Source organism: Candidatus Rickettsia tasmaniensis, assembly GCF_036857515.1.
Classification (GTDB): Bacteria; Pseudomonadota; Alphaproteobacteria; order Rickettsiales; family Rickettsiaceae; genus Rickettsia; species Rickettsia rickettsii.
Genome location: NZ_JAQCNX010000008.1, coordinates 1 through 25,208 on the forward strand (window position 1 = coordinate 1; position 25,208 = coordinate 25,208).

Below are 25,208 nucleotides of genomic sequence, written 5' to 3' on the forward strand. Positions count from 1 at the left end.
CCCGTGGTCAAGCCACGGGGTAACGCAGCGAATTTTACCGAACCACGCAATAATGCCTTCTCGCAATGACGACTTGGTATTCACGCAGGCAATGCCGAATTACATCCAATACGAAAGCAAATTATGACTACTCAGAAAATAGTGCCTACAAAATCAACTGATGGCAGTAAGCTTTTTCGTCATCAAGCTAAATTTGTAGCCGGTGCTATGAATATAAATCAAATCCCCAATTTTTCATTACCGGAAATTGCTTTTGTCGGTAAGTCAAATGTCGGCAAATCAAGCCTAATAAACACGATATGTAATAATAAAAATCTTGCTAAAGTTTCTAATACTCCAGGGCGTACTAGGCAAATCAATTTCTTTAACCTTGCAGATAAACTTATTATAGTTGACCTTCCCGGTTATGGTTTTGCTAATGTTCCTATATCAGTCAAAGAGCAGTGGGGAGTGTTAATTAGTTATTATTTACGAAATAGTTATAATTTAAGGTTAGTTAACGTATTGATTGATTCAAGAAGGGGTATAAAAGAAAATGATAAGAAAGTAGCTGATCTATTACTTGCAAATAAAAGAGAATTTCAAATTATTTTCACAAAATCCGATAAAGTTATGGATCATAAAAACCTTAACGATGAAGCACAGAATTTTCTTGCAACTTTAAACTACTCATGTAATGTTATGTATGTAAGTAGTAGGAGTAAAGAAGGTGCAAGAGAATTTAAAGCTAGTTTGGCAAAATGCATCAAACCTCAAAAATAAAGAGGTAGATAGTATTTCTTCATTAAATAACATTGCTATAATTAAGAATATAATAAAGTGTAGTAGTGAGTTGAAGAATCAAGCAATAGTTCTAAAATTACCTGCTACTATTATTATTGACGATAAATTATTTACGGCTTTTATTGAATCTGTTAGATTGCTTGAGATGTGCGGTGCCAAAATATATATAGTACATGATCATATTGATTTACGAAGTTCGTCTTTAATATCACAAATAGATGAAAATTTTAGTCAAAAAATTAGTAAAATAAGCGACTATAGTTCTCTAAATAATCCTATTATTATGGAAATTTTATCCAGTTACGTTAACAAGCTTATAGTAACAAAGTTAAGTAGTATAGGTTGTTATGCAGTTGGTATTTCAGGTAAGGATGCTAATTTACTGCAAGCAAAAAAATCAAAACTATCTCACCGAAAAATTGTAAATCATGATGTTATAAATATTGGCTTTTTAAGCGAGCCTATTCTGATTAATCCAGAAATTTTATTAAATTTTGCAGATAATAATATTATACCCGTGATAGCACCGTTTGCGAGCGACGATCAGGAGAAAACACATTTATTAAATGTTAACTTAACGGTAGCAACAATTGCTTCTGCATTAAGTGCAGAACATTTAATATTGCCATATGAGATATTACAGGTATCCGAGACGTTTCCGTATAATATAAAAATACGAGATATTAACTTGTTGAAATCAATGTTAGATGATAGTAATAATTTCATCGAAGAAGCATTAATTAAGATAGCAGTTAATGTCCTTGAAAATAATAACGGTTACGTACATTTTGTGAACAGTGAAGCACCGAATTCAATATTGTCAACTATGTTTGATATTAATATAAATTAATAGAGGTTTTTTATGGCAGGAGCATTAGCATCCGATCTTTTATTTGTAGGGTTAACTAGACCGCCGATGATATTTGGAGTAAGTATTAAGTTTGCTGCATTAAATATGATAATGACGATGATAGTATTTATTTGGAATAACGGCATTATGATTTTATTCATTGCAGCTGCTTTGCATTTGGTAGCTTATATTATATGTTTTAAAGAACCGAGATTCATAGAGCTATATTTAAATAAAATGTCAAGAACTAGCCAATGTCCTAATAAATTTTACTACGGAGCAAATTCGTATGATATTTGAGTTTTATGTCATTCCCGCGTAGGCGGGAATCCAGTAACATTTAATGTCATACCGCGCCTTGATCACGGTATCTTAGGACACAGTCTGTGATACAAGATCCCGTGGTTGTAGCCACGGGATGACAACAAAAAATCTGGATTCCCGCCTACGCGGGAATGACATAAAAAGAGGTATAACCGACAAAATAAATCAAAATAGTTAAATCAGGTGAGGTAATGAAATTATTTAGAACTAGAGCAGCTAAAGAATTAAGGTCTAAACAAGAAAGCCCCACTTCGCATTTTATTCCTTATAAATGTCATTGGGATAGTAATACTATTTTAACAAAAGATAATTCTTTATTACAAGTTATTAAAATAAATGGATTTTCTTTTGAAACTGCTGATGATGAAGATCTAGACATTAAAAAGAATATCAGAAATGCCTTACTTAAAAATATGGCTTCGGGAAATATCATTATGTATTTCCATACTATTAGAAGACGTAAAGCAGTAATATTTGACGATACGGAATTTACTTATGATCCTACCGTAAAAGTCCCTAATGATTTTATTACTTATTTAGGTGCAGAATGGCGTAAGAAACATGCTGGGGCTAGGTCGTTTTTTAACGAATTATATGTTAGTATTTTATATAAGCCTGATACTGGCGGTGTTGCTATAGTTGAGTATTTTCTAAAGAAGCTTAGACAGAAATCTAATAAAACTGCTTGGGAAAACGACATGAAAGAGATGAAAGAAAATCTTCAAGAAATGTCAACTAGAGTGATTAATACATTCAGAAGTTACGGAGCAAGATTACTTGGAGTTCGTCAAACGCAGTCAGGTAGTTATTGTGAAATTTTAGAATTCCTTTCATCTTTAATCAATTGCGGCGATTCACCGGGTCCTATAGCATTACCGCGTGGTACTATTGACGAATATTTACCGACTCATCGCTTATTTTTTGATTCTCGTACTATTGAAGCAAGAAGTCCGCTTGGCAAGAAATATGCCGGAATGATCAGTATACTTGAATACGGTCCTAATACTTCGGCAGGAATTTTTGATGGATTCCTGCAAATGCCTTTTGAATTTGTTATGACGCAAAGCTTTGTCTTTGTTAATAGAACAGTAGCGATCGGTAAAATGCAATTACAGCAAAATAGAATGATACAATCCGGTGATAAAGCTATTTCACAAATTGCTGAAATTAATACGGCCCTTGATATGGCCACTAGTGGTGATATCGCTTTCGGTGAGCATCATTTATCGCTTTTATGTTCCGCAAATAATATTAAAGCTTTGGAAGATATATTGTCAATGGCAGCAGTTGAGCTTTCTAATTCAGGAATTCAGCCGGTTAGAGAAAAAGTTAACATGGAACCTAGCTATTGGGGACAGTTGCCGGGCAATATGGATTATATAGTGCGTAAATCCACTATAAATACTCTTAATATGGCTAGCTTTGCCTCACAACATAATTATCCGCTCGGTAAAATTAGAGATAACCATTGGGGAGAATATGTCACAGTACTTGATACTACTTCAGGTACACCATTTTATTTTAATTTCCATGTAAGGGATGTTGGACATACTCTCATTATCGGTCCAACCGGTGCCGGTAAAACAGTTCTTATGAATTTCTTATGTGCTGAAGCACAAAAATTCAAACCTCGTATGTTCTTTTTTGATAAAGATCGAGGAGCAGAAATATTTATACGTGCTTTAAACGGAGTTTATACAGTAATTGATCCGGGTTTAAAATGCAACTTTAACCCTTTACAGCTTGAAGATACTAGTGAGAATAGAACGTTTATTTTAGAGTGGCTTCGCGTGCTTGTAACTTCTAACGGTGAAAGTTTAACTGCACAAGATAATAAAATCTTATCTCAAGCGGTAAGCGGTAATTTTAGATTAGAAAAACAAGACAGAAGGCTTAGTAATGTTATAGCATTTCTTGGTATTGATACACCAAATAGTTTGGCAAGTAGGATTGCAATGTGGGTTGGTAAAGGTTCACACGCTAAGATATTTGACAATGAAATAGATGATATTGATTTACAAAAAGCAAGAGTATTCGGTTTTGATATGACTGAATTACTTAAAGATCCTGTAAGCCTTGCACCGGTATTACTATATATTTTCCATCGTATTAATATCTCTTTAGATGGGCAGAAAACTATGATAGTACTTGATGAAGCATGGGCTTTAATCGATAATCCGGTATTTGCACCTAAGATCAAAGATTGGTTAAAAGTGTTGAGAAAATTAAATACTTTTGTTATATTTGCTACGCAGAGTGTTGAAGATGCTGCAAAAAGTAGAATTAGTGATACGTTGATTCAACAAACAGCTACGCAGATTTTTTTACCTAATTTGAAAGCTACGGATATTTATCGTAGTGCATTTATGTTAAGTCAGCGAGAATATATTTTAATTAAAACTACCGACCCTACTACACGTTATTTTTTAATAAAACAAGGAATAGATGCCGTAGTTGCAAAAGTTAGCTTAGATGGTATGGATAACATAATCAGTGTTTTATCCGGTAGAGTTGAGACTGTAATATTGCTCGATCAAATTAGAGAGAAACACGGCAATGATCCGGATAAATGGTTATCTATATTTTATGAAGCAGTTAAAACATTATAAATGCCTGTCTGTCATCCCACGGCTTGACCGCGGGATCTTGTCTCACAGACTGTATTCTGAGATCCCGTGGACAAGCCACGGGATGACATTTTTACAATGCGAGGCAAGTAACTAGTTATGAAATTATTTCCTCGTAGTATACTTATAACATTAGTATTAAGCTTTGCCCTAAATTTAGGGTTAGTTACTAAAACTCATGCTAAAGATACTCTTGATAGCATTGTAGATACTTTGAGTGGCTTAACTTGCGAAACCCAAGGCGTAGGCGATTTGCTGCGTGCTGAATTTTCTCATACATGTATTGTTGCTCCGTTCTTTACTTTTGCGGTAATGAATCTTGTCTCTCCCGTTTTATACATGAATACGTTTTTAAAGCTTAAAATAAACGACAGTGATTTATTTAACGATAGTAATTTTGGGAATTTCCCCGGAGGTCAATGTACTCGTGAAAACAGAATTGATCCTAAAAATCCAGAATTACGCTTTGCTTTATGTAATAATGCTAAATTAATTGTATCTCGGGCAAAATCTGTTGCAGAATCGGCACTTGCTATTGCTAAAGCCGTCTTAACATGGAGCGACCCTTGGGATGATATAAAGCAAGCGTGGGCAAATAAAAAAAAGGAGTATCATGTCCCATATAGTGGTAAGCCCGGTGATGACGGTTTTGCATTTGATGTAGGCTTTCCTGTAATATATTGGAAAGTTATTCAAGATAAAGATAGAATATGTGTATCGACAAAAGGATTTACAGGAGACGTTCCCGTCGGCTGTAAATATATGAAAGAGCCGTTTCCAAAATCCATGTATAATAGCTTTATGGATGTAGCAGATAAGGATTTGATTGAGGATCCAAATAAAACTCCTACCGATCCTTTAGCTTTAGTTTCCTGTAGTGCAGCGGGTGATGGATGTTATCAAAAAGCTTATAATGCTTCAAAAACTGCAGTAGTCATGACTTCTCCTCTTATAGAATGTATGAAGCAAATGATTGCTAGATTACTAATTAGTAAGGATGTTTGTAGTTTTGATAATGTAAGCCAAGTGGTTAATTTGACTTCAAGGCAAGATAGTGCATTCTTTCAGTTTCAAGTAGGAATGTATAAAATAGTTACGGCTTTTCTAACTTTATATGTTATGTTTTTTGGCTTTAAACTATTACTTGCAGGTGAAGTGCCGCCAAAAAGTGAGTATATAAATTTTATATTGAAGATGATATTCGTAACTTATTTTTCAATAGGAATTAATATAACCCCTGGTAATGGTTCTCCATATGACCGGTTAGACGGCATGATTCAGTGGGCGTTTCCTTTCTTACTTGACGGTATAAACGGTTTAGCAAGTTGGGTTATGAATGCTGCTCCGTCCGGTTTATGTAAATTTAACAATCTTTCTTATGACGGTACCATTTCTTATATTGCATTATGGGATGCATTAGATTGTAGGGTAGCTCATTATTTAGGGCTTGATATATTATCTACGTTACTTGTCGAAAATGCTTATCGCAGTCATGATTTTTTAAATTTTGATTTCTTTAGTTTTAGTGCTCCACCATATATTTATTTGCTAATTCCAGCGATAATCTCCGGTAATATGATGTTGGTGTCACTCGCTCTTTCTTATCCGTTACTTGTGATTTCGGTTGCTGCCTTTATGGTTAATGCAACGATTATGTGTATGATATCTATAGTAATACTCGGTATTTTGGCTCCTCTTTTTGTACCTATGTTTTTATTCGCATATACAAGAAATTATTTTGATAGCTGGGTTAAACTAATGATCTCGTTCTTGCTACAACCTATGGTAGTAGTTACTTTTATGATCACGATGTTTTCGGTATATGATTATGGTTTCTACGGTAAATGTCAATATAAGAGCAAGTTAATTCACAATAGTATAGAAGACAAAATTCAAGGTGGCATTACTTCTAAGAGGGATGTTTTAATATTTTACATTAATAATGATTGGGATGATACGTCACAATATCCTGATAAAGATGCCGTAGAAAGCTGTCAAAATAGTTTAGGTTATATGTTAAATAACCCTATTACCACGGCATTTAACTTTGCAAAAGATAGTGTAAGTGAAATTGTCGATAGTAAACCGGGTAATACCCCTACCGATAAATTTCTTGCTAAATTCCAGTTTTTATCGGGAGTAGTTTTGAGTCCCGGAATGTTTTTCATGTCTCCAAAAGTGCTTTTTGAGAAAATTAAAAATATTTTGCTTGCGTTAGTTACGGCATGTTTTACATTGTATTTGATGTATAATTTTAGTAGTCAGCTAGCTGAATTTGCTGCAGATATGACGGAAGGAGTAGCTCTTAATAATGTGGCTATAAAACCGCAAGCAATATTTAAGGCAGCTATGGCAGTACTTGCTAATGCGGGTGCTGCAACTAAGGGGGGCGATCAGATAGCAAGTAGAGGAGGAGTTGGTGATTTAAAAGCTGGTCAAGGTGGAGGAGCAAGTGATTTAGAGCTAGGGAAAGGCGGACTACCAAATGATAATATTGCTGCAAGCGGAGGTACGTCGGCACCTGCGGTAACAACGCCGACAGCTTCGTCTTCTGTAGCAACTTCTAGCCCAAAAACTGTAAGTAGTGAAGCAAGATCAGATGTTGTTACTCCTCCTGCTCCTACAGAAGCTGTTTCACCACCGCCTGCTAGTATTAGAACTTCTATTTCTACACCTGTACCACAAAGTAATATTGAAGCTGAAAGTGTTAGAAAAATCATAAGAGATAATAATCAAGAAAGTAAAAAAGAGATTGATAATACTCCGCCTTCACAGGAAAAAGTTGATAATGCAGCTCCACAAGAAAAAGTTGACAGCACAAGTAAAGGTACAGGAGTAATTGATTATAGTTTTAACTTACAGAAACATGATAATCCTACAGGAGTAAAGCAAATACGGGAAAATGCAGAGATTCATGATAAACGTGCAGAAGTAGAGAGAGCGTGGAACGAATTAGTAGCAAGCGGGGGAGGAAGCATAAGAGGCCAGCAAGGCGAAGAAACATCGGAGCGACGTGTGAATGCAGAAAAGAAATGGAATGAATTAGTCGATAGCGGTATAGTAACTGAGATAAGAGAAAGGGATAATAGTGTCACTAATAAATTTGATAAATTAGCTGATGAACTTAATAAGTCAGAAAAAGCAAAGGTAGAAGAAAATAAAAATATAGAAAACGACAGAAAAGAAGATAATACTACTACGTCACCGCAAGAAAAAGTTGACAGTACAAGTAAGGGGTCAGGAGTGATTGATTATAGTTTTAACTTAAAGGAACATGATAATCCGACAGGCGTAAAACAGATACGGGAAAATGTAGAGATTCGAGATAAACGTGTAAAAGTAGAAAAAGCATGGAATGAACTAGTAGCAAGCGGAGGAGGAAGAGTAAGAGAACAAGAAGGAGGAGAAATATCAGAACGACGTGCAAATGCTGAAAAGGCATGGGATGAGTTAGTAAAAAGCGGCGTAGTAACAGAAAAAAAAGATAATAGTTCTAATGAAAACTCTTAAAACCTTAAAGATATTTATTATAGTTTGTATAGCGTCTGTAAGCTTAGCTAGCTTTGCCGGCTTTGGAGAATCATGTTCTAGTTTACTGACTACTTCAGATGGGTATTTAGAAACGGACACGGCATATGGCTATATAATTCGTAATATTGATATGAAAGATCCGAGAGGTAATTGTAACTCAGTTGCGTCTAGTATAACGTTTTGTTTTAAAAATGTAGAAGGTAGTAGTAGCCCTTGCACCATGTATACTTTAAATGAAGGTGACTCTAAAAAGATTAGTGATTTAAGTACCGATAATAATCCTGATCTTGGAGCAAATCCTGTATTAAAGAATATCGTTTTAACGGTTAAAAAATGGGATAATGATCTATGTTTAGTTATGCCTACGTCAAGGGGACCGATGCCGGTAGCATGTAAATCTTTGAGTGCTACACCGACTCCACCTCCTCCTGAGGATGAGAATTGTAATATAGGAAAAAGTTGCTATACGGGAGCAAATTATAGTCAATCGTTAATTAATTTTTCTGGTCTTGCAGTTCAGTGTTTGAGCGAAACGCTTAATAAAATATTTTTTGCTGGAAAGAGTTGTAGTGCCCAAGATCAAAATTCTAGAATAACTAATCTTGCTGCTTTTTCTACGTTTCAAGGTTATTTAAAGCGAATTATAGGTGCGGCATTAATTCTTTATACTATGTTTTTTGCCTTTAATATGGCTCTAAATACAGAATATGCAAGTACTGAAAAAATAGCTCTTTTTGTAATAAAATTCTTATTTGTTGCTTATTTTTCTATCGGTCTTGGACCTTTAGATTTTAGCAGCGGTCAGCCGACAAAAGAAAACGGTATGTTAAAATATGGATTACCTCTTTTGACAGGAGCAGCACCAGACTTTGCACAGATGATCTTTAATGCAGCAGGTTCTAGAGGATTATGTCAATTTGATAATTCAAAGTATAAGGACGGTTATAAATTTTACGGTTTATGGGACGCGATTGATTGCCGTATAGGTTATTATCTTGGCTTGGATTTACTTTATAATATAGATAAGAATGGAGTGTTAGGGAATGTAGTCGGCAATGGTCCCCGTGGTAATAATACACCTATACCTAATTTTGATCCTGACGGCAAAAATGACAGACCGAAGGATTTAAGTAAAGCAGGAGCACTTAGATTTTTTACCGTTATGTTTGGATTCTTTATGGCCGGAAATGTTATTATACTTGCAGCAGGTTTAGTATTTTCTGTAATATTTTTATCTATACTTTTATATTTTATTACGCATTATTTAGTTTGCATGATTACTATTTACGTTATGACATATATTTCTCCTATATTCATTCCTATGGCTCTATTTACTCGTACAAAAGCTTATTTTGACGGGTGGCTAAAAGTATGTATTTCATGTGCATTGCAGCCGGCAGTAGTAGCAGGTTTTATAGCTTTATTAATAACTATGTATGATTCCGCAATATTTAAAAATTGTGAATTCCTTAGATATGATTATGAAAAAGGGGATATTAGATTTAGTACTTTTGAGTTAAGGCTTCCTGTTGGCGGGGCAGATCAATGTCAGGAAAGTTTTGGATATAAAATGTTAGAATATTATGCAGGTGAAGGTTGGGAAGAGCATTTATTGATACTTTTTCCAATAAAATCAATTGTTAGAGATGTTGTATCTATTTTAGCGGAACTTTTATGCGTATTAGTATTTTCGGTTATTTTTTATTACTTCTCTAAATCTATAGGGCGATTTGCTTCTGATTTAACTAATGGTCCTAATATGGATGCAGTAACGGCAAGTCCAACTAAAATCGTTGATTTAGTAAAGAAAGGAGCAGCTTTCCTTAAGGATGCTGCTATGGCTTCGCAAGGTAAGCCGCCGGTAGGAGATAAGCCGGATGTTGGAGGTAAGCGTAAAGAGGGAGAGCAGCAAGGCGGGGATTTAGAAAGCGGTACAGGCGAAGGATTAGCTGATTTAGCAAGCGGTTCGGGTGGAGGTAAATGATAGAATATGCAGGGTAACTTATTAAAAGTTTTAGGAGTACTTGCTATAGTAGCAACGTTAGTTTGTTTTATTTTTGCAGCACTTGGTATGATAGGAGCAGTAAAAATCGGTGACGGCTGCTACATGAGATATGCGTCGGACGGTAAAGGAGAGGTGGATTCAATAACCGGTACTATAATCCTTAATGCTAATGCTAATTATGTAAACACTTCTAAGATGTTGCCCGACGGCACGACTCTGCTTATTCCTGATCCTACTCGTTACGGTGAATGGCTAAATACTCAGGTGCTAGTAGAAAACAGCCAACCGGTGAATTTACAAGTGGTCGGTCAGGTTAGTTTGTGTTTAGCTTATATACCAAAAGATAATTTACAACGTACAGGGGCTGGATCTAATTTAGACGATAACGGTCAAATGATCCCGATTCCTCGTATTAACGATACAAATAATCCACCTGTCTCTCTAATAATGGATGCAAAAAATAATGAATGGCGTAATATTGCCGAATTATACGCCAATGATAGAGTTTTAGTTTCCGTATCTCCTAATTTTGCCAATACGGATGCGACAGTTAAGGATGCTTTTAAAGGTGCTGAAGTTACGAAAGATTGTTCAGAGAATAAAACTACTTATAATCCAATTTGTGGAAAATATTCTGTTTATTCAGGTGAGTATGTCAATGCTTGCGAGTTAAAAGAGAAGTATTGGAATTGTAAAGTCACATGGAGGTGCCTTAACTGGTCTGAGCAAATAGGTTGCGACTGGGGAAAATTAGGCTGTAATCCTTCTTGTGATAAGAAACCAGAATGTACAGAGAAATGTATGGCTTGGGTTAATATCACTAGACCAGCACCAGAAAACTACCTAGATGATAAGAGTTTTACATTTTCGTGGTCTGACGACACAGGTAAATTATTTACCGACTATTCAGCCCTTCAATGTTCTAATAATGCTAATATTCCTCCAAATGGTCAATGTCCTGATAGTGTTAGCAATCGTAATCCAAAAGATAAAGATTATATTGGAGGTGTAAATTGTACTTCGGGCATATGTAGCGATGGAGATTTTCAAAAGAATCGGAGATTTTGGTATACGGCGGACGGTAAAGGAGGCAAAGGACCAACTGGATTAATATATCAAATGAATGATGCGGGTTCTGTAAGTCAAGCTCTGCCTTCTAAGCTAGAATTTGCTAAATTTGTTGCAGATACAGATCAACTGCCTGACTATAAAGATAAAGACGGTAAATATTTATATAAAGTTATATATAATATACCTTTTAACAGTAATATTGCAAAAAGTTATTTACAATATAGGCTGTGGTCTCCTACCTCACAAGATAGTAGTAAGAATACGGGAGGATACGTTTTAAATATTAAACAGACTAAATGCTATAGAGAAAACGGTAATAGTTTTAACGATACTTTTGATGATCGAGGACGAGTGCAATACATAATAGTAAAGCCTTCGGAAAACCCGAATACTAGCGGTAAAACCTATTCACCTCAAGGAATTAGCGTTGATAGTGAAGGTAAATATAGCTTTAACGCAAATGAGGCGGGTTATATATGGATGAAAATTCTAAATGATCCTGGTAATAATTTAAGGGACTATAAAGATAGTGAAGGTAGCTATAAAGTACATTTCTCAACATCCTTAAAAGTAGGAAGTTTTACTATTAAAGTAATGAATCCGTTACTTCAGTTATTTAAAACTAAAGTGCAAGGGGCTGCTACTTCTATTTTTAAAAATATGGTATGTTATAAAGCTAATGATAGTTCGTCCTGTACTAACTTTTTTACCTATATTAAAGCAATTTTAATTCTGTATGTGATGACTTACGGAGCAATGTTTTTGCTTGGTTTTGCTAAGATAAACCAAAAAGAGCTAGTAATTAGAATAGCAAAAATCGGGGTAGTTAGCGGACTGATGAACGGTAATACCTTTGAATTTTTCAATAACTATCTTTTTGATGCAATGACCAATTTTTCAGACTCAATTATTGCTAATATGAGTGGATATAGTTTGTTTACTTCTACTAATACTATTTCTAATCCTTTCATGTTTTTAGATGCAGTAATGAGTAAAATATTTTTTAGTCAAACCTTTATCGCTCAATTACTTGCACTTCTTGCTCTTGGGCTTAGCGGTATTATATATTTTATAATTACTTTTATTGCGGTTGGTATAGTAATTATTACGGCGCTTAGAGCTGTTGCCGTTTATATTATGGCATTTATGGCAACTTGTATATTAATCGGTATAGCCCCTTTATTTATTAGTTTCTTATTATTTGATTTTACTAGGTATTTATTTGATAATTGGGTGAGGTTTACGATCCGCTATATGATAGAACCGGTAGTTATGATGGCAGGTATTATAGTGCTAACACAGCTATTTACCATTTATCTAGATTTTGTTTTAGGTTATAGCGTGTGTTGGAAATGTGCTTTACCGATAAAAATTCCGTTTATCGGTACTATTTTACCTATTGCATTGCTGAATGTACCTATCTTCTGTATTAATTGGTTTGCTCCTTGGGGAATGGATTATATGTCGGGTATGATGGGAGTAAATATGCAAAATATCGTAGCTCTAGTTATTATTGCTTACGGTATGTACGGTTATGTCGAATTTTCAGGACGTATGGTAGTAAAATTAACTAGTGCTGTTGGGCCTTCGGCTACTGAAATTGGTGGTAAAATGTCTCATGATGCAGGACAAAAAGCATTAAGTCCAATAGGAATGGATGATAAAACAAGACAAGGTATTACCGGCAGAGCGGAAGCACGATTAAAACAACGCAATAAGACATTAGATCAGGCTGAGAAAAATAGGAAAAATACGCCAAAAGAAGGGGGCAAGAAGACAAATGAAGCACCACCTAAACCTGAAACACCGAAGTAGAGGGTGAATCGAAAATCATCATTGCGAGGAAATTATGAAATAATTGACAAAGCAATCTCAGGAGTTATTTCATGAGATTGCCGCGCAGCCATACGGCTGCTCGCAATGACGGGTTTACTATTTAATACTATGGACAAGCCACGGTATGACGTGTTGGATAACAATTTAAAATTATGAAAATTCTTAAGAGTTTAGTTTTATTAGTTTTGTTTATGGCGATGCCAGCTAAAGCCGATGATGCTTTTTCATGGATGTCAACCAGTTTTGGCGGGTTAAAAAGCTTATTCGGTTGTTTAGAGGTGCCTGAATTTACAAGTTTTCAAGAGGGTAATATAGGAATTAGTTTATCTACAGCCGGAATTTGGCAATCAACAGGTAATACTGTTAAGAAAGGTAAATTGTTAAAAATAAATTGGTCTACTTCAGGTATTACTCCTGAACCTAGAAAATATCTAGTATTATATAGAATTGATCCAAGGTTTAGTACGCCGCAAGTTTTCATTAAAACTTATAATTATTCTAAATTACAATTTGAAGCTTTAGGATTTCCTCGTTTTGTTACGGACAATAACAGTGAAACACCGGGGACTATACCGCCTGATAAAGACATTGATGCACTTTCATTTACTAAAATGTCTGATTCTGTTAAATATTTTAACTATTCTAACGGTAATTCGAGAATTGAAGTTAAGGCCGGCGATGTAGTAAATATTAGTTTAGTTGGTAAAGATAATTTTTTTAGCCCTAATACTCTAAAACTTCCTAATACCGTAGATAATATTTTAACACAGGAACTTGATAGCTCGATATTCGCTGCTTCTGCACTTTATACTCAAAGTAACCTTGGAAATTTTGATAATAGAATAATTTACTCTTCTGCAGAGCAGGTGTGTAATATGATAGATGAGGAAAGAAAAAGTGTATGTAGCGGTACGGGTACTGCTACAAAGTATAAAAATACCGATAATGGAGTAATAGTTGGTAAGCCTATGATAACGGGAGCGGTACAGTATTTCATGGGCTTAATTAATGCTTGTCCTGCTAATGCTGGTATAAATACTAGCCCTGCTTGCTATTACGATCAAGGTAGAGGGATGATAATTAAAATAGGTGGGCAGGTTATTAAGGGACGAGATCAGAGTTTTGTAAATTCAGGTAGCACTCAAAGTAGCTTTATATATTATCAAGCCACTAGCGGCGGTACTATGGATTTTACTAGCGATTGGCAAGTTAGTAACATGTTTAGTAATTCAGTTTTAATGAGTGATTGGAGCCGAAATTTTTCAAATTATGCTAGTTTTGTAGATTATATAAATAAGAATGATTGGTCAGCTAATTTTTTATATTTTGGTCATTATTCGATGATTGTTGAAATAGGTAATGGGGCAAATTCAATTAATCCTGGTGATCAACAAAATATAAAGTTAGAATATTTAATAACATCTGATGGTATGTTACCTGATCCATCTGTTCGTGGTACGCCGGTAGATTATAACTTTGCGGCTGATGCCCCGCAAGATGGATATTTATGGTTCAGGGTGGTAAATCCTAATAGTAATATACAAGGGGTAGTTAGTGTAAATTATGCTAATTATACCGGTACAACTTGGTTTTCTGATATAATATATAACGGTGCTATTAAACCTATTACCGATCAGTTTAGAACTTTTAGTCAAAACTTTTATATTAAGTTAGTTAAAAATTCTGCAGTGCAGAATTTAGCTAAAGCTGCATTAACCCTTTATGTTACTATATTGGGGCTAATGTTCGTTGCAGGAGCATTAAAATTAACTGCCGTAGAAGTAATAACACGTATATGCAAAATAGCTATAGTAGCTATTTTAATTAGAGAAGAAAGTTGGAGCTTCTTTAATACATACTTCTTTAGTGCATTTATTGACGGTATTGATTTCTTTGTAACTAACGTAGTAGGTGCTACAAGCTCTAGATCTAATATTTTTGGTTTTATTGATCCTATATTTGATAAATATACTAACGGTAGGATTTGGGGATTACTATTTATTGAATTATTACAAATACATAATGGTTTAGCATTTATCGCTATTATAACCATTCATTCACTTATTACTTATTTTAGAGCTATTTTAGAAGTTATAATAGGTTATGTTATTGCATTCATAGGGGTAACTGTTATGATTTCATTGGCACCGTTTTTTATAATATTAATGTTATTTGAAAAAACTAAAAGTTTATTTGATAATTGGATATCGACATTGCTTAGCTATGTAGTGCAGCCGACAATATTATTGATTTTCTTTTTATTGATAGATCAGGTTTTATCTGAGCAGCTTTTAAAAGTGGTAGTTAGAGCCTGTTGGGATACTCTTATACCAATAAAAATAGGGCTTGATTTAACAAATCTTGGTATTCCAATTCATTTCTCTTTTACATTACCGTTCTTACCCGGAATACCTTTCTATGTACCGGATGTTCCGGAAATTAGTAGCTCGAATATTCTAACGAACAATGCTAATACTTTCTTAGTATTATTTACTACGGCTTTATTATTTTATTCATATTGCTTGATGTCATATAGTTTAGTAACTTTTGTAAATATAGTAGTTGGAATGCTTACAAATGTTACACCGGCACGAATATCAGGAAATTATCAAGAACGTTCTGATCCTGTGGGAGCCGTTATGCAGGATATAGATTCGGTAACAAAACCGGTTAAAAAGGCTACAATGGCTCCGGCTAGAGTTTTCAAAGACAAGATAATTGATCAAAATTATAAAGCTAGAAAACCGGAAGGAGGTGGTGAATTTACAAATAAATTTCTTGCTGAGCGTAATGATGTGAAGAAAGAGGAAGGAGAGAAGAAAGAATAATTGTAAATATTTTCACCGTCATTGCGAGGAAATTGCATAGCAATTGACGAAGCAATCTCAGGAATTTAGTACTGCTTCATGAGATTGCCATGCTCCCTATGGTCGCTCGCAATGACGTTGAAATTAAGGCATATGAAAATAACACATAATAAATGAACAAAAATATTTTTATTACATTATTAATATCGCTATTGCTGCTTTCCGGTTGTACCGGCGATACTTGTATTGACCCTGATGATTTCGGTTTTATCAAATTCAATGTTTCTTCTAGATATGATCCGGAAGAAATTACTTCAAGACAGGAAGGTGATCAGGTAGCACCATGGCGTGATAGTGCTTATAAAGTAAACGGCTATCCTTTAACTGTTATGGTAAGACCGTGGAGTTATATACTTGGCGGTAAAAATACTTCAGGTCAGTTATCTGCGTGGTGTCCATGGTATGGTCAAGAAAATAACACAACTACTTTGGCTGCTTTTTGCGTTAAGCTACAACCGTGTACTTTTTGGGATAATGCTAGACTTGATATGTGTACTCCTAATCCCGCAAATCAAAATGATGCAATGATTAGTAATGCTCCATGTATAATGACAGACGGTGTCGGGCTTTATTTTCTTATTGCCGCTAAAAATACCGATCCCAATATTTCACCGGACTCACAGCGTAAACCGCAAGGTATAACTCAGCATTTAGGAGAGCTTACTTCGAGTGTAGGCTATGAATTTTATAGTGTTAGTAGTACAGGACAATTCTTGAAAGCCGGCGGTATAAATTATCAATATAAAGGTGCAGATAAGTCAAAATATGCTCAATCTCCTCTTTATTTTAAGATTATAGATAAATTTTATGATGATAATAGCGGGCAATATAGATTAGTAATAAAGTCCGGAGTTACTGATACTAGACCCGATCCGCTACAATTTTTAACGGATTTAATAAAAGGAGTATTATTTGGTAAGGATGGGATTATAAAGAAAACTTATCAACAAATAATTGATACGTTGGGTTATAGGATGAGTGTCTCGGCCATTTTAACTCTATATATAATGTTTACGGGCTTTTCCTTTTTAATAGGTAATATAAACCTTACTCATGTCGAACTTATAGTTAGAATATTAAAAGTTAGTATAGTCTCAATATTATTAAGTACGGATAAAGCTTGGACATTTTTTCATGATTATTTATTCGTATTTTTTATTGATGGGGTTCAGCAAATACTGCAAATAATTAATGAAGCTTCGGCTACCGGTCCCGGTTCTCAAAGTTTGCTTGGGTTACTTATTTCTCCTCAAACTTTATCTAAATTATTTTCTTTACTATTTGTTGATTGGCTTGGTTTTATATATATCATTCTATATTTAATAGCCTTATATTTTATTTTCTTTCTTATATTTAAAGCCACTATTATCTATCTAACCGCTCTTATAACTATCGGTATGATTATAATTATGGGACCGATATTTATTTGTTTCATGTTGTTTAATATAACTCGTTCGTTATTTGAGAATTGGTTAAAACAATTAATATCATATGCATTACAGCCTATAATTTTATTTGTCGGTATCGCTTTTATTTCAATGATCATCAGAACCGAAATATATTCAACGCTTGGTTTTGCGGTATGTAAACATGATTTTCCTAATTTAGGTCCGATAAATGAAATATTCGGTAGTTTCCTTGAGGATATAGATCCAAGCCTGGGTCATTCAATATTTTATTGGTGGTTCCCAGTACCGATGAAAGGCGGTATAAATAATTTCCACAAAGCAAATATATTAGTTCCTGAAGATCATATAATAGTAGATGATTCTTGTAAGAATGATCCTGATAAATGTAAGCATTGTGCTGCGTATGAGTGTATAGATGAACGTTATATTGAATTACCATTTTTAGATTTAGTTAAAGATGCAAAAAGAATTAGTAATTTTATAAATGGGAAATTTGTCCAACTTGACGGGATATTACTAATTTTTGTGTCTATTTATTTGCTAAGTAAATTTAACGATACTGCTATATCGACGGCACAATTTATTGCCGGTACTTCAGGTAATTTAACAGACATACAAAAAGTTAATCAGCAATCTTATGAATCTGCAGTGAAACAAATGAATAGACCGCTAAATTATGTGGCTAAGACGGTAAGTGCACCTGTAACTAGCCGTGTAAGTGCAGGGAAAGAGCAAGCTCGTATGTTCTTTGCCGAGAAATTTGAAAATATGATGATGGGAAGGCTTGAAAAGCAAGCTCTCGGTTCTTCAGCAAATAAAACCGTACAAAATGAGGTTAAGAGAAAATACGGTATAGATTCTAAAGATGTAAAAATGAATGCTATTACGGATTATAAAAACGGTATTGCAGGATTATTAAAGAATTTACCTAAGGGGAATGAATTAAAAGCAAAAGAACTATCGCAAATGAAGTTTACTCAGCTTCGAGATAAAATTGCTGCAAATAAATATGGAGTGAAAGATTACGCCGCTTTAAGTAAAGAACAAAAAGCTGAGCTTGATAAGTCATTAAAAGATGCTAACTTACGTGAACTCGCTAGCGATGCAAACTTTACTAGAGATTATCAAGATGCTTATAAAAATGCTCACCAAGAAATGTCAGGGCGAGGTGTTGGTTTGTTCGGTAAGAATATAGGAGTGCTTAGAAGCTGGCAAGATATAGAGCATCGTGTTGATACAAAACGTAAATTAAAAGAAGAAAAGCGTGTAGGTATAGGCGAAAAAATATATGCAGGTTATACAGGAATAAAAAGAGGAGCTTTAACTGCAATAGTCGGTAAAGATTTACGTGATGCTTATGAGGGTAATCTAACCAGTGCCGAATGGCATGATTTTGAATATAACGATCCAAGGCTTAGAACTTATAGCGAAAAATTAAAAGATGATGAAAAAGCACGAGAACATGAAGAGCTCCAAATGCATATTAATAAGGAGGCGCTAGCTGCTCAAGCAGATATATTATCACCGGAATATCTAGCAAGACTAGAAAAAGCAGGTAGACATAGTGATGTGGAATATTATCAAGAATTAGCTCAAAGAAAGCTTATTCATGAGGTGCATGGTAGGTTATTTGAGGAAGGTGAACCGGTAATGATGGGCGACAGATTTATGCGTGAGAAAGCTACTGATTCTCAGATGCGAGATATGATAGATAACGCTCATAGAAAACATGCAGAATTTATAGATGGAGATCGATATACTCGTCGCCAAGAGCATTATGATATTATGCACGAGAAAGCCCAAGAAAATTTAGAGCAAACTTATAAAGAGCTTAAAGATCATTTCAAAAGAGATGATATCAAGATCGAAGAAATGCCGGCATTAATAGCACAAAAAGTTAAAGATACCGCCGAGGGAGCTGAAATAGACCAAAAGATTGCGGAAGAGCTTAATAACTTTAATGCTGATGTTAAAAATTATGAATATAGTACTGAAGTATTAAATAAAATAGAGGATAGAAAGCAAGCCATTACCGATGAAGTCAATGCTCAGATCGATCAGATTAATAAATATAGAGAAAATGCTAAAATGCAAACCTATGTAAAGCCTATAGTAAACGAGGGTAGAAAGCTAAGAAAATTAGAAGATCATTTAAGAAATATGAAGTAGAATAACTAATAGTTGTTTTTAAACAATTATAGTATATAGAATATGTAAAAACAAAAATATTGATGAACGATCAAACTAAAAATGGTTCTGAAGAATTCAAGTATTTATCATCAGATAAAAGCTTAAAACCGCAAAAAAGTTGGGAAGAAATATTTATAGAACTAAGCTCAAATCCTACTAATGATTTTTTTTCTGAAGGAAGAGAAGATTCTCCACCGCAAGAACGAAATTGGAAATTATTTAAATGATTGATATATAGCTCTTATGTCATTCCTGCGAAAGCAGGAATCCAGAAAAATAACTTCAATATTGATACAGAAGTTACATATTTGATAAAATAAGCATATAAAAAACAAGTTTTTTTATGCTTTACTGGATTCTCGTTTCCGCGGGAATGACATTAAGGGTATTTTCTGAACTACGCAACAATGCCTACACGGAATTTGAATATACACTGTTGCGTTAATAGCACTTAAGAAATGCCCGCTAAAAACAATAATTAGTTTTCCCTTTATTAATTAACTTATATACTATCTAATTAAGTTAGTGATTAATTTATTAAGGGGTTTATGAAGAAGCAACATATAATAAACGAGACTTTTTGAGATGCCATTCTAGCTAAGAAATGAGGTACTACTTATACTCCTCCAAAAGAAATCAACGATCCTGACTTTGATGAAGCAGCAAAGCATTTCATCGATCTATTACTTAGAGCCGACGGCTTTAAGCCTGTTAAAACTGCAGTAGTTCATCCGATCGATAAAGAATCATTACTCGGTGCAGTTAGAGCGGCACAATTTAATGTAATAAAACCGGTCTTGATTGGTCCACAACATAAAATTGAATCAGTAGCAAAAGTTAATAATGTCGATCTTGAGGATTATCAAGTAATTAATGTTGAGCATAGCCACGAAGCAGCAAAAAAAGCCGTAGAGTTTGCGAAGAAAAGGGAAGTTGCTCTATTAATATTCGTCCTACTCTAGAAGATAAGCGTGATATAGTGCAGAATGCTATTGATTTAATGCATATGATCAAAGAAGACAAGCAGGTTAGAGTTGCGGTATTATCGGCAGTTGAGACGGTAACTTCTGCAATCCCTACAACCCTTGATGATGCTGCTTTATCGACAATGGTAGATAGAGGGCAAATTACGAATGCTGTAGTTGACGGACCGCTTGCGTTTTATAATGCTATCTCTTTATTTGCAGAAGCAAAAGGCATTAGCTCTTCAGTTTCAGGAAATGCCGATATATTAGTAGTACCTGATCTTGAATTAGGCAATATGCTTGCAAAGCAGCCAAAATATTGGGGTCAAGCGGTTATGGCGGGTATCGTTCTTGGAGCCCGTGTGTCTATTATTTTCACAAGTAGAGCCGATCCTATGGATATGCGTGTTATTTCCTGTGTACTTGCTTCATTTATTTATAATCACACTAAGGCGAAGCTACATATCCAAGCAGGTAAATAATGAAAAATGTTATTTTAATAGCTAATGCCGGCTCATCTAGTTTAAAAATTTCTATTTTTGAAATTCAGAATAAAAAAGTTAAGGATAATATTTTTTTAGAAAAAATAATAATAAAATATTATTTCATATAAATAAAAAACAGGCATCTGCTACCGACATTAAAGATGATGCTATTGAAATGATGATTGATCTTTTTGAAGATTGGTGGAAAAAACAAGAAAATCTCAAGTTAATTGCAACCGGTCACCGTATTGTCTATGGCGGGAAAAATTTTAATAAACCGGTTATTGTTAATGAAAAAGTTAGTGAAGATTTAAGAGCATTAATACCTATTTTTTTCTTCAAAAATATAAAGAAATCTCACATATAGCTTGTTTTGATACGTCGTTTCATTTTACCAATCCTCCTATTACAAAAGCTTTCGGTTTACCGAAAAAATATTATGATAAAGGGATAATTCGTTACGGTTTTCATGGGTTATCATATAAATATGTTAGCAGCCATTTTAAAGAAATGACAAAGGAAGATTTACCTACAAAGACTATTATAGCTCATTTAGGACGCGGTAGTAGTCTCTATGTGCTATTAAAAACGGTCTTAGTCTAACAAGTTCCATGGGCTTTAGCGTACTTGACGGTGTTATGATGAGTACAAGGACAGGTAACCTTGATCCTGAAGTAGTGTTATATCTTATCGATCATGAGCAAATGACTACGAAAGAAGTAACCGAGTTACTATATAAGAAATCAGGATTACTCGGTATGTTCGGTGAAAGCTCCGATATGCGTACTTTGCTTGCCAGTAACTCACCTGATGCTAAATTTGCTATAGATTTATTTGTGTATCGCATTGTACTTGAAATAGGTAAGCTAACTGCTGCACTTGAGGGAGTTGATTGTCTAATTTTTACTGCCGGTGTTGGACAGAATCCCGCTGTAATACGAGAAATGATTACTGAAAAACTTTTATGGCTAGGCATTAAAATAGATGATGCAAAAAACCAACAAAATGAGCATATAATAAGCGCTGAAAGCAGTAAGGTTAAAGTTTCCGCTGTGCCGACAAACGAAGAGCTAATCATCGCTGAGGAAGTGATGAAGTTTTTATAACACAAATTGGTTAATTTTTAATTACTTATACCTCTATTTTTCTTTATTAACTTTTTTTGAAATAAAATATATGCAACTATAGATGTATTTTTAACTTAAATTTGGGGGGAAGTTATGCCGGAAGATTTTGATAAAAAGAAAGCAGAAAAACAAATAAAGGATATTAAAAATAATAAGATAAATCCATATAATGATGCAATGAAGAAAGATTCTAGAGTGGGTTGATGTAGAGGCAAGTTATAGCTAAAAACGCAGCAGCAGGTTATAAGACAGCATTAAAAATAGAGCAGCAAGCAAAAGAAGCAGGTATTAGTTTAGATAAAGATGCTATGAGACGCTTAGAGAAAATAACAAGTCATTATATAGAAGCTGCTAAGAAAGCAGAATTTCAAAAATTTCAAAGTGATCAAGCTCATAAAATGCATCAACAAAAAGCTGAAGCATTTAGGAGTGGTACAACAGCTGCTGCTAAAAAACAAAGAAAAGAAGATTATAGGACAGGTGGGTGGGGTAAATAATTAAATTATAATTTTATTGCGTTAATTGGTACTGTCTACTATTTTAAACGTATGTCTATACTTCATGCCACAATTTTAACCGTTTTTCCTGAAATGTTTCCTGGAACTCTAGGACATTCTTTAGCAGGACAAGCACTAAATAAAAATATTTGGTCATATGACGTTATTAATATTCGAGATTTCGGTTTAACTAAGCATAAAAATATTGATGATGAGGCTTATGGCGGTGGTAACGGGCTTATAATGCGTCCTGATGTTCTAGGCAGTAGCATAGATCATGCTCTTGCTTTAAATCCTAATGCTGAAATGTACTATCCTTCACCTCGCGGTGGAGTCTTTACCCAAAGCTTTGCTAAAGAGATGTTGAAAAATAAAAACCTCATATTCTTATGTGGACGTTACGAAGGGATTGACGAGCGTGTAATTGAAGAGTATAATGTTAAAGAAATTAGTGTAGGCGACTACATTTTATCCGGCGGAGAAATACCTACCCTCACCATTCTCGATTGCTTAATTAGACTACTGCCAGGTGTTTTAATGAACCAAAATACCTTATCTTCTGAGTCTTTTGAAGAAGACGGGGAATTTAAGGGCGGGCTTGAATGCAGCCTATATACAAGACCTGAAGTTTGGCGTGATCGAGCTGTACCGAGTGTTTTGTTATCCGGTAACCACAGGCTAATTAATGAATGGAAAAAAGAGCAATCACATATGATTACTAAATTACGCCGTCCGGAGTTACTTAAAGATTTATAGAGTTAAGGAGTTAAAAAATGAATATTATTGACCGCTTTGAACAGGAAAATATTTCAAAGCGTACTGCAAATAAAAAAATTCCTGATTTTGAAGCCGGCGATACAGTTAAGGTAACTGTTAAAATTATTGATAGATCGATTGAGAAAGACGGTAAGGAAAAATTAACGGAAAGATTTCAAGCTTATGAAGGTGTAGTTATCGCAAAAAGAAATCGAGGTATTACTTCATCTTTCTTAGTACGTAAAATTAGTCACAGTGAAGGAGTCGAAAGACGCTTTATGACTTACTCGCCGATAGTACACTCTATTGATGTAGTAAAATACGGAGTAGTTCGTCGTGCTAAACTTTATTATTTAAGAAATAGAAGCGGTAAGTCGGCTAGAATTAAAGAGAGACATATCCCTATTGCTAAAACTAAGGCAGCAAAAGCTTAAATATATTTGTATCTCTTATGTCATTACTGCGAAAGAGTGCATTGTTACGTGAATACTAAATACGTCATTGCGAGCAGCCGTAGGCTGCGTGGCAATCTCATGAAATAATAACAAACTCCTGAGATTGCTTCGTCAATTACTTCGTAATTTCCTCGCAATGACGTATGCCTCAAATCCCTAAAGTATCTCTATAAAGCTCAAGCATAGCGTCCTGCTCGGCAAGTTTATCTTTATCCAATTTCTTTAGTTTCAATATAGATTTCATAGCTTTAACATCAAATCCATGTGAAGAAGCATCTTGGAAGATATCTTTTACTTCTTGAGATAAATCAGCTTTTTCTTGTTCTAATCTTTCTATTTTGCTTATATATTGCTCTAATTGTTCTTTTACTACTACTTCTGACATAAAAAATCATTTAACCTTTTTGAATTTACTATATAATACAAATATAATCCTTATTCAACAAAATATATAATAATGCAAATTTATCCTTTAAGACTTTTACCTAATAAAATCGATTTTGATTTTATGAATTTTAAAAAAGTTAGCTACACTTTCTCAATTATTTTATCACTCATTAGCTTTATTTGGATCGGTATATATAAATTTAATTTCGGTATTGATTTTGCCGGTGGTATAGTTATTGAAGTAAGGCTTGATCAAGCTCCTGATTTGCCAAAAATGCGTGGGGTTCTAGGCAAGCTTGGAATAGGTGAGGTGGTCTTACAGAATTTCGGTAGTGAGCGTGATTTATCGATTAGATTCGGTAGTAGTAGTGAAGAAAATCTCATGAAAAATATTGAGTTAATTAAAGCATCTTTGCAAAGTAATTTTCCGTATAAGTTTGAATATCGTAAGGTAGATTTTGTCGGTCCGCAAGTCGGTAGGCAGCTAATAGAAGCGGGGGTTATGGCGATGCTATTCTCTTTCTTAGCGATTATGGTTTATATTGGGGTGCGTTTTGAGTGGTATTTCGGTCTTGGTATACTTATCGCCTTAGTGCATGACGTAATACTCGCTCTTGGGTTTATGAGTATGATAAAGCTTGATTTTAACTTAAGTACTATTGCTGCAGTGTTAACTATTATAGGTTATTCCGTTAATGATTCGGTAGTAATATATGATAGGATTAGAGAAAATTTACGTAAATATCATAAAAAAAATATCACGGAAATTATAAATTTAAGTATTAATGAGACTTTATCAAGAACTATTTTAACTGTCATTACCACGCTACTTGCCAATTTAGCCCTTATTCTTTTTGGCGGTGAGGCAATCCGTAGTTTTAGCGTACTTGTATTTTTTGGGATAATAGCCGGTACTTATTCCTCAATTTTTATCTCTGCTCCGATACTTACAATGTTTGTTAATAGGAAGTTTAATAAAAAAGTAATAGAAAGGTAAAGAATCGTCATTGCGAGCAGGCATTGTTGCGTAGACCGGCTTCATC

At 34.4% G+C, this 25,208-nt stretch carries 15 protein-coding genes and 2 pseudogenes; 16 read left to right on the forward strand and 1 reads right to left on the reverse strand.

The window, feature by feature from the left end; translation table 11 throughout:
* Positions 1–123: 123 nt before the first annotated feature.
* From yihA to rplS, 15 genes and pseudogenes are all read left to right on the forward strand, one after another.
* A complete protein-coding gene (gene yihA, locus O6R16_RS02390) occupies positions 124–762 on the forward strand; it encodes a ribosome biogenesis GTP-binding protein YihA/YsxC (protein WP_499679854.1) in 639 nt (212 codons plus the stop codon).
* Positions 710–1,633 carry an amino acid kinase family protein gene (locus O6R16_RS02395; protein WP_499679855.1) on the forward strand — a complete coding sequence of 308 codons (924 nt, stop codon included), beginning with the start codon at positions 710–712 and terminating at the stop codon, positions 1,631–1,633. Before yihA ends, O6R16_RS02395 begins: the two co-directional genes overlap by 53 nt.
* A 12-nt stretch (positions 1,634–1,645) precedes the next feature.
* Positions 1,646–1,933 carry a type IV secretion system protein VirB3 gene (locus tag O6R16_RS02400; protein WP_499679856.1) on the forward strand — a complete coding sequence of 96 codons (288 nt, stop codon included), beginning with the start codon at positions 1,646–1,648 and terminating at the stop codon, positions 1,931–1,933.
* Between the two features lie 215 nt (positions 1,934–2,148).
* Positions 2,149–4,566: a VirB4 family type IV secretion/conjugal transfer ATPase gene (locus O6R16_RS02405; RefSeq protein WP_499679857.1), complete on the forward strand. Its 2,418-nt coding sequence runs from the start codon at positions 2,149–2,151 to the stop codon at positions 4,564–4,566.
* A gap of 117 nt (positions 4,567–4,683) precedes the next feature.
* Positions 4,684–8,094, forward strand: coding sequence for a TrbL/VirB6 family protein (locus O6R16_RS02410; protein ID WP_499679858.1), 3,411 nt, complete (start codon positions 4,684–4,686; stop codon positions 8,092–8,094).
* On the forward strand, positions 8,081–10,099 hold the full coding sequence (locus O6R16_RS02415) for a TrbL/VirB6 family protein (RefSeq protein ID WP_499679859.1): 2,019 nt from the start codon (positions 8,081–8,083) through the stop codon (positions 10,097–10,099). The genes O6R16_RS02410 and O6R16_RS02415 overlap by 14 nt, the downstream gene beginning before the upstream one ends.
* A gap of 6 nt (positions 10,100–10,105) precedes the next feature.
* The gene (locus tag O6R16_RS02420) at positions 10,106–13,006 is read left to right on the forward strand and encodes a TrbL/VirB6 family protein (protein WP_499679860.1); all 2,901 of its coding nucleotides are present in this window, start codon (positions 10,106–10,108) and stop codon (positions 13,004–13,006) included.
* Between the two features lie 173 nt (positions 13,007–13,179).
* Positions 13,180–15,855 (forward strand): TrbL/VirB6 family protein, encoded by a 2,676-nt coding sequence (locus O6R16_RS02425; protein WP_499679861.1) that lies wholly within the window; start codon positions 13,180–13,182, stop codon positions 15,853–15,855.
* Positions 15,856–16,007: 152 nt separating this feature from the next.
* Positions 16,008–19,472: a TrbL/VirB6 family protein gene (locus O6R16_RS02430; protein ID WP_499679862.1), complete on the forward strand. Its 3,465-nt coding sequence runs from the start codon at positions 16,008–16,010 to the stop codon at positions 19,470–19,472.
* 62 nt (positions 19,473–19,534) lie between these two features.
* Positions 19,535–19,720, forward strand: a complete 186-nt coding sequence (locus O6R16_RS02435) for a hypothetical protein (protein WP_499679863.1) — start codon at positions 19,535–19,537, stop codon at positions 19,718–19,720.
* 363 nt (positions 19,721–20,083) lie between these two features.
* Positions 20,084–20,940 (forward strand): annotated as a pseudogene (locus tag O6R16_RS02440) (phosphate acyltransferase).
* Positions 20,940–22,049: pseudogene (locus O6R16_RS02445) on the forward strand (acetate/propionate family kinase). Before O6R16_RS02440 ends, O6R16_RS02445 begins: the two co-directional pseudogenes overlap by 1 nt.
* 362 nt (positions 22,050–22,411) lie before the next feature.
* Positions 22,412–22,567 carry a tRNA (guanine-N1)-methyltransferase gene (locus O6R16_RS02450; RefSeq protein ID WP_499679876.1) on the forward strand — a complete coding sequence of 52 codons (156 nt, stop codon included), beginning with the start codon at positions 22,412–22,414 and terminating at the stop codon, positions 22,565–22,567.
* A gap of 51 nt (positions 22,568–22,618) precedes the next feature.
* Positions 22,619–23,323 carry a tRNA (guanosine(37)-N1)-methyltransferase TrmD gene (trmD, locus tag O6R16_RS02455; RefSeq protein ID WP_499679864.1) on the forward strand — a complete coding sequence of 235 codons (705 nt, stop codon included), beginning with the start codon at positions 22,619–22,621 and terminating at the stop codon, positions 23,321–23,323.
* A 17-nt stretch (positions 23,324–23,340) separates the two neighbouring features.
* Positions 23,341–23,757, forward strand: coding sequence for a 50S ribosomal protein L19 (gene rplS / locus O6R16_RS02460; protein ID WP_499679865.1), 417 nt, complete (start codon positions 23,341–23,343; stop codon positions 23,755–23,757).
* Between the two features lie 169 nt (positions 23,758–23,926).
* Here rplS and O6R16_RS02465 read toward each other — a convergent pair whose 3' ends face one another.
* Entirely contained in the window at positions 23,927–24,163 is a 237-nt protein-coding gene (locus O6R16_RS02465; protein WP_004996682.1) for a DUF2312 domain-containing protein, read from the reverse strand.
* Positions 24,164–24,235: 72 nt separating this feature from the next.
* On the opposite strand from O6R16_RS02465, the gene secF reads away from it, so the two are divergent.
* Entirely contained in the window at positions 24,236–25,162 is a 927-nt protein-coding gene (gene secF / locus O6R16_RS02470; RefSeq protein ID WP_499679866.1) for a protein translocase subunit SecF, read from the forward strand.
* The last annotated feature ends 46 nt before the right edge of the window (positions 25,163–25,208 follow it).

What these genes read in the sequence shown, in the direction of transcription:
- yihA (WP_499679854.1), top strand. Translation starts at nt 124, where the DNA reads ATGACTACTCAGAAAATAGTGCCTACAAAATCAACTGATGGCAGTAAG.
- O6R16_RS02400 (WP_499679856.1), top strand. Translation starts at nt 1,646, where the DNA reads ATGGCAGGAGCATTAGCATCCGATCTTTTATTTGTAGGGTTAACTAGA.
- O6R16_RS02405 (WP_499679857.1), top strand. Translation starts at nt 2,149, where the DNA reads ATGAAATTATTTAGAACTAGAGCAGCTAAAGAATTAAGGTCTAAACAA.
- O6R16_RS02410 (WP_499679858.1), top strand. Translation starts at nt 4,684, where the DNA reads ATGAAATTATTTCCTCGTAGTATACTTATAACATTAGTATTAAGCTTT.
- O6R16_RS02415 (WP_499679859.1), top strand. Translation starts at nt 8,081, where the DNA reads ATGAAAACTCTTAAAACCTTAAAGATATTTATTATAGTTTGTATAGCG.
- O6R16_RS02420 (WP_499679860.1), top strand. Translation starts at nt 10,106, where the DNA reads ATGCAGGGTAACTTATTAAAAGTTTTAGGAGTACTTGCTATAGTAGCA.
- O6R16_RS02425 (WP_499679861.1), top strand. Translation starts at nt 13,180, where the DNA reads ATGAAAATTCTTAAGAGTTTAGTTTTATTAGTTTTGTTTATGGCGATG.
- O6R16_RS02430 (WP_499679862.1), top strand. Translation starts at nt 16,008, where the DNA reads ATGAACAAAAATATTTTTATTACATTATTAATATCGCTATTGCTGCTT.
- O6R16_RS02435 (WP_499679863.1), top strand. Translation starts at nt 19,535, where the DNA reads ATGAACGATCAAACTAAAAATGGTTCTGAAGAATTCAAGTATTTATCA.
- trmD (WP_499679864.1), top strand. Translation starts at nt 22,619, where the DNA reads ATGTCTATACTTCATGCCACAATTTTAACCGTTTTTCCTGAAATGTTT.
- rplS (WP_499679865.1), top strand. Translation starts at nt 23,341, where the DNA reads ATGAATATTATTGACCGCTTTGAACAGGAAAATATTTCAAAGCGTACT.
- O6R16_RS02465 (WP_004996682.1), bottom strand. Translation starts at nt 24,163, where the DNA reads ATGTCAGAAGTAGTAGTAAAAGAACAATTAGAGCAATATATAAGCAAA.
- secF (WP_499679866.1), top strand. Translation starts at nt 24,236, where the DNA reads ATGCAAATTTATCCTTTAAGACTTTTACCTAATAAAATCGATTTTGAT.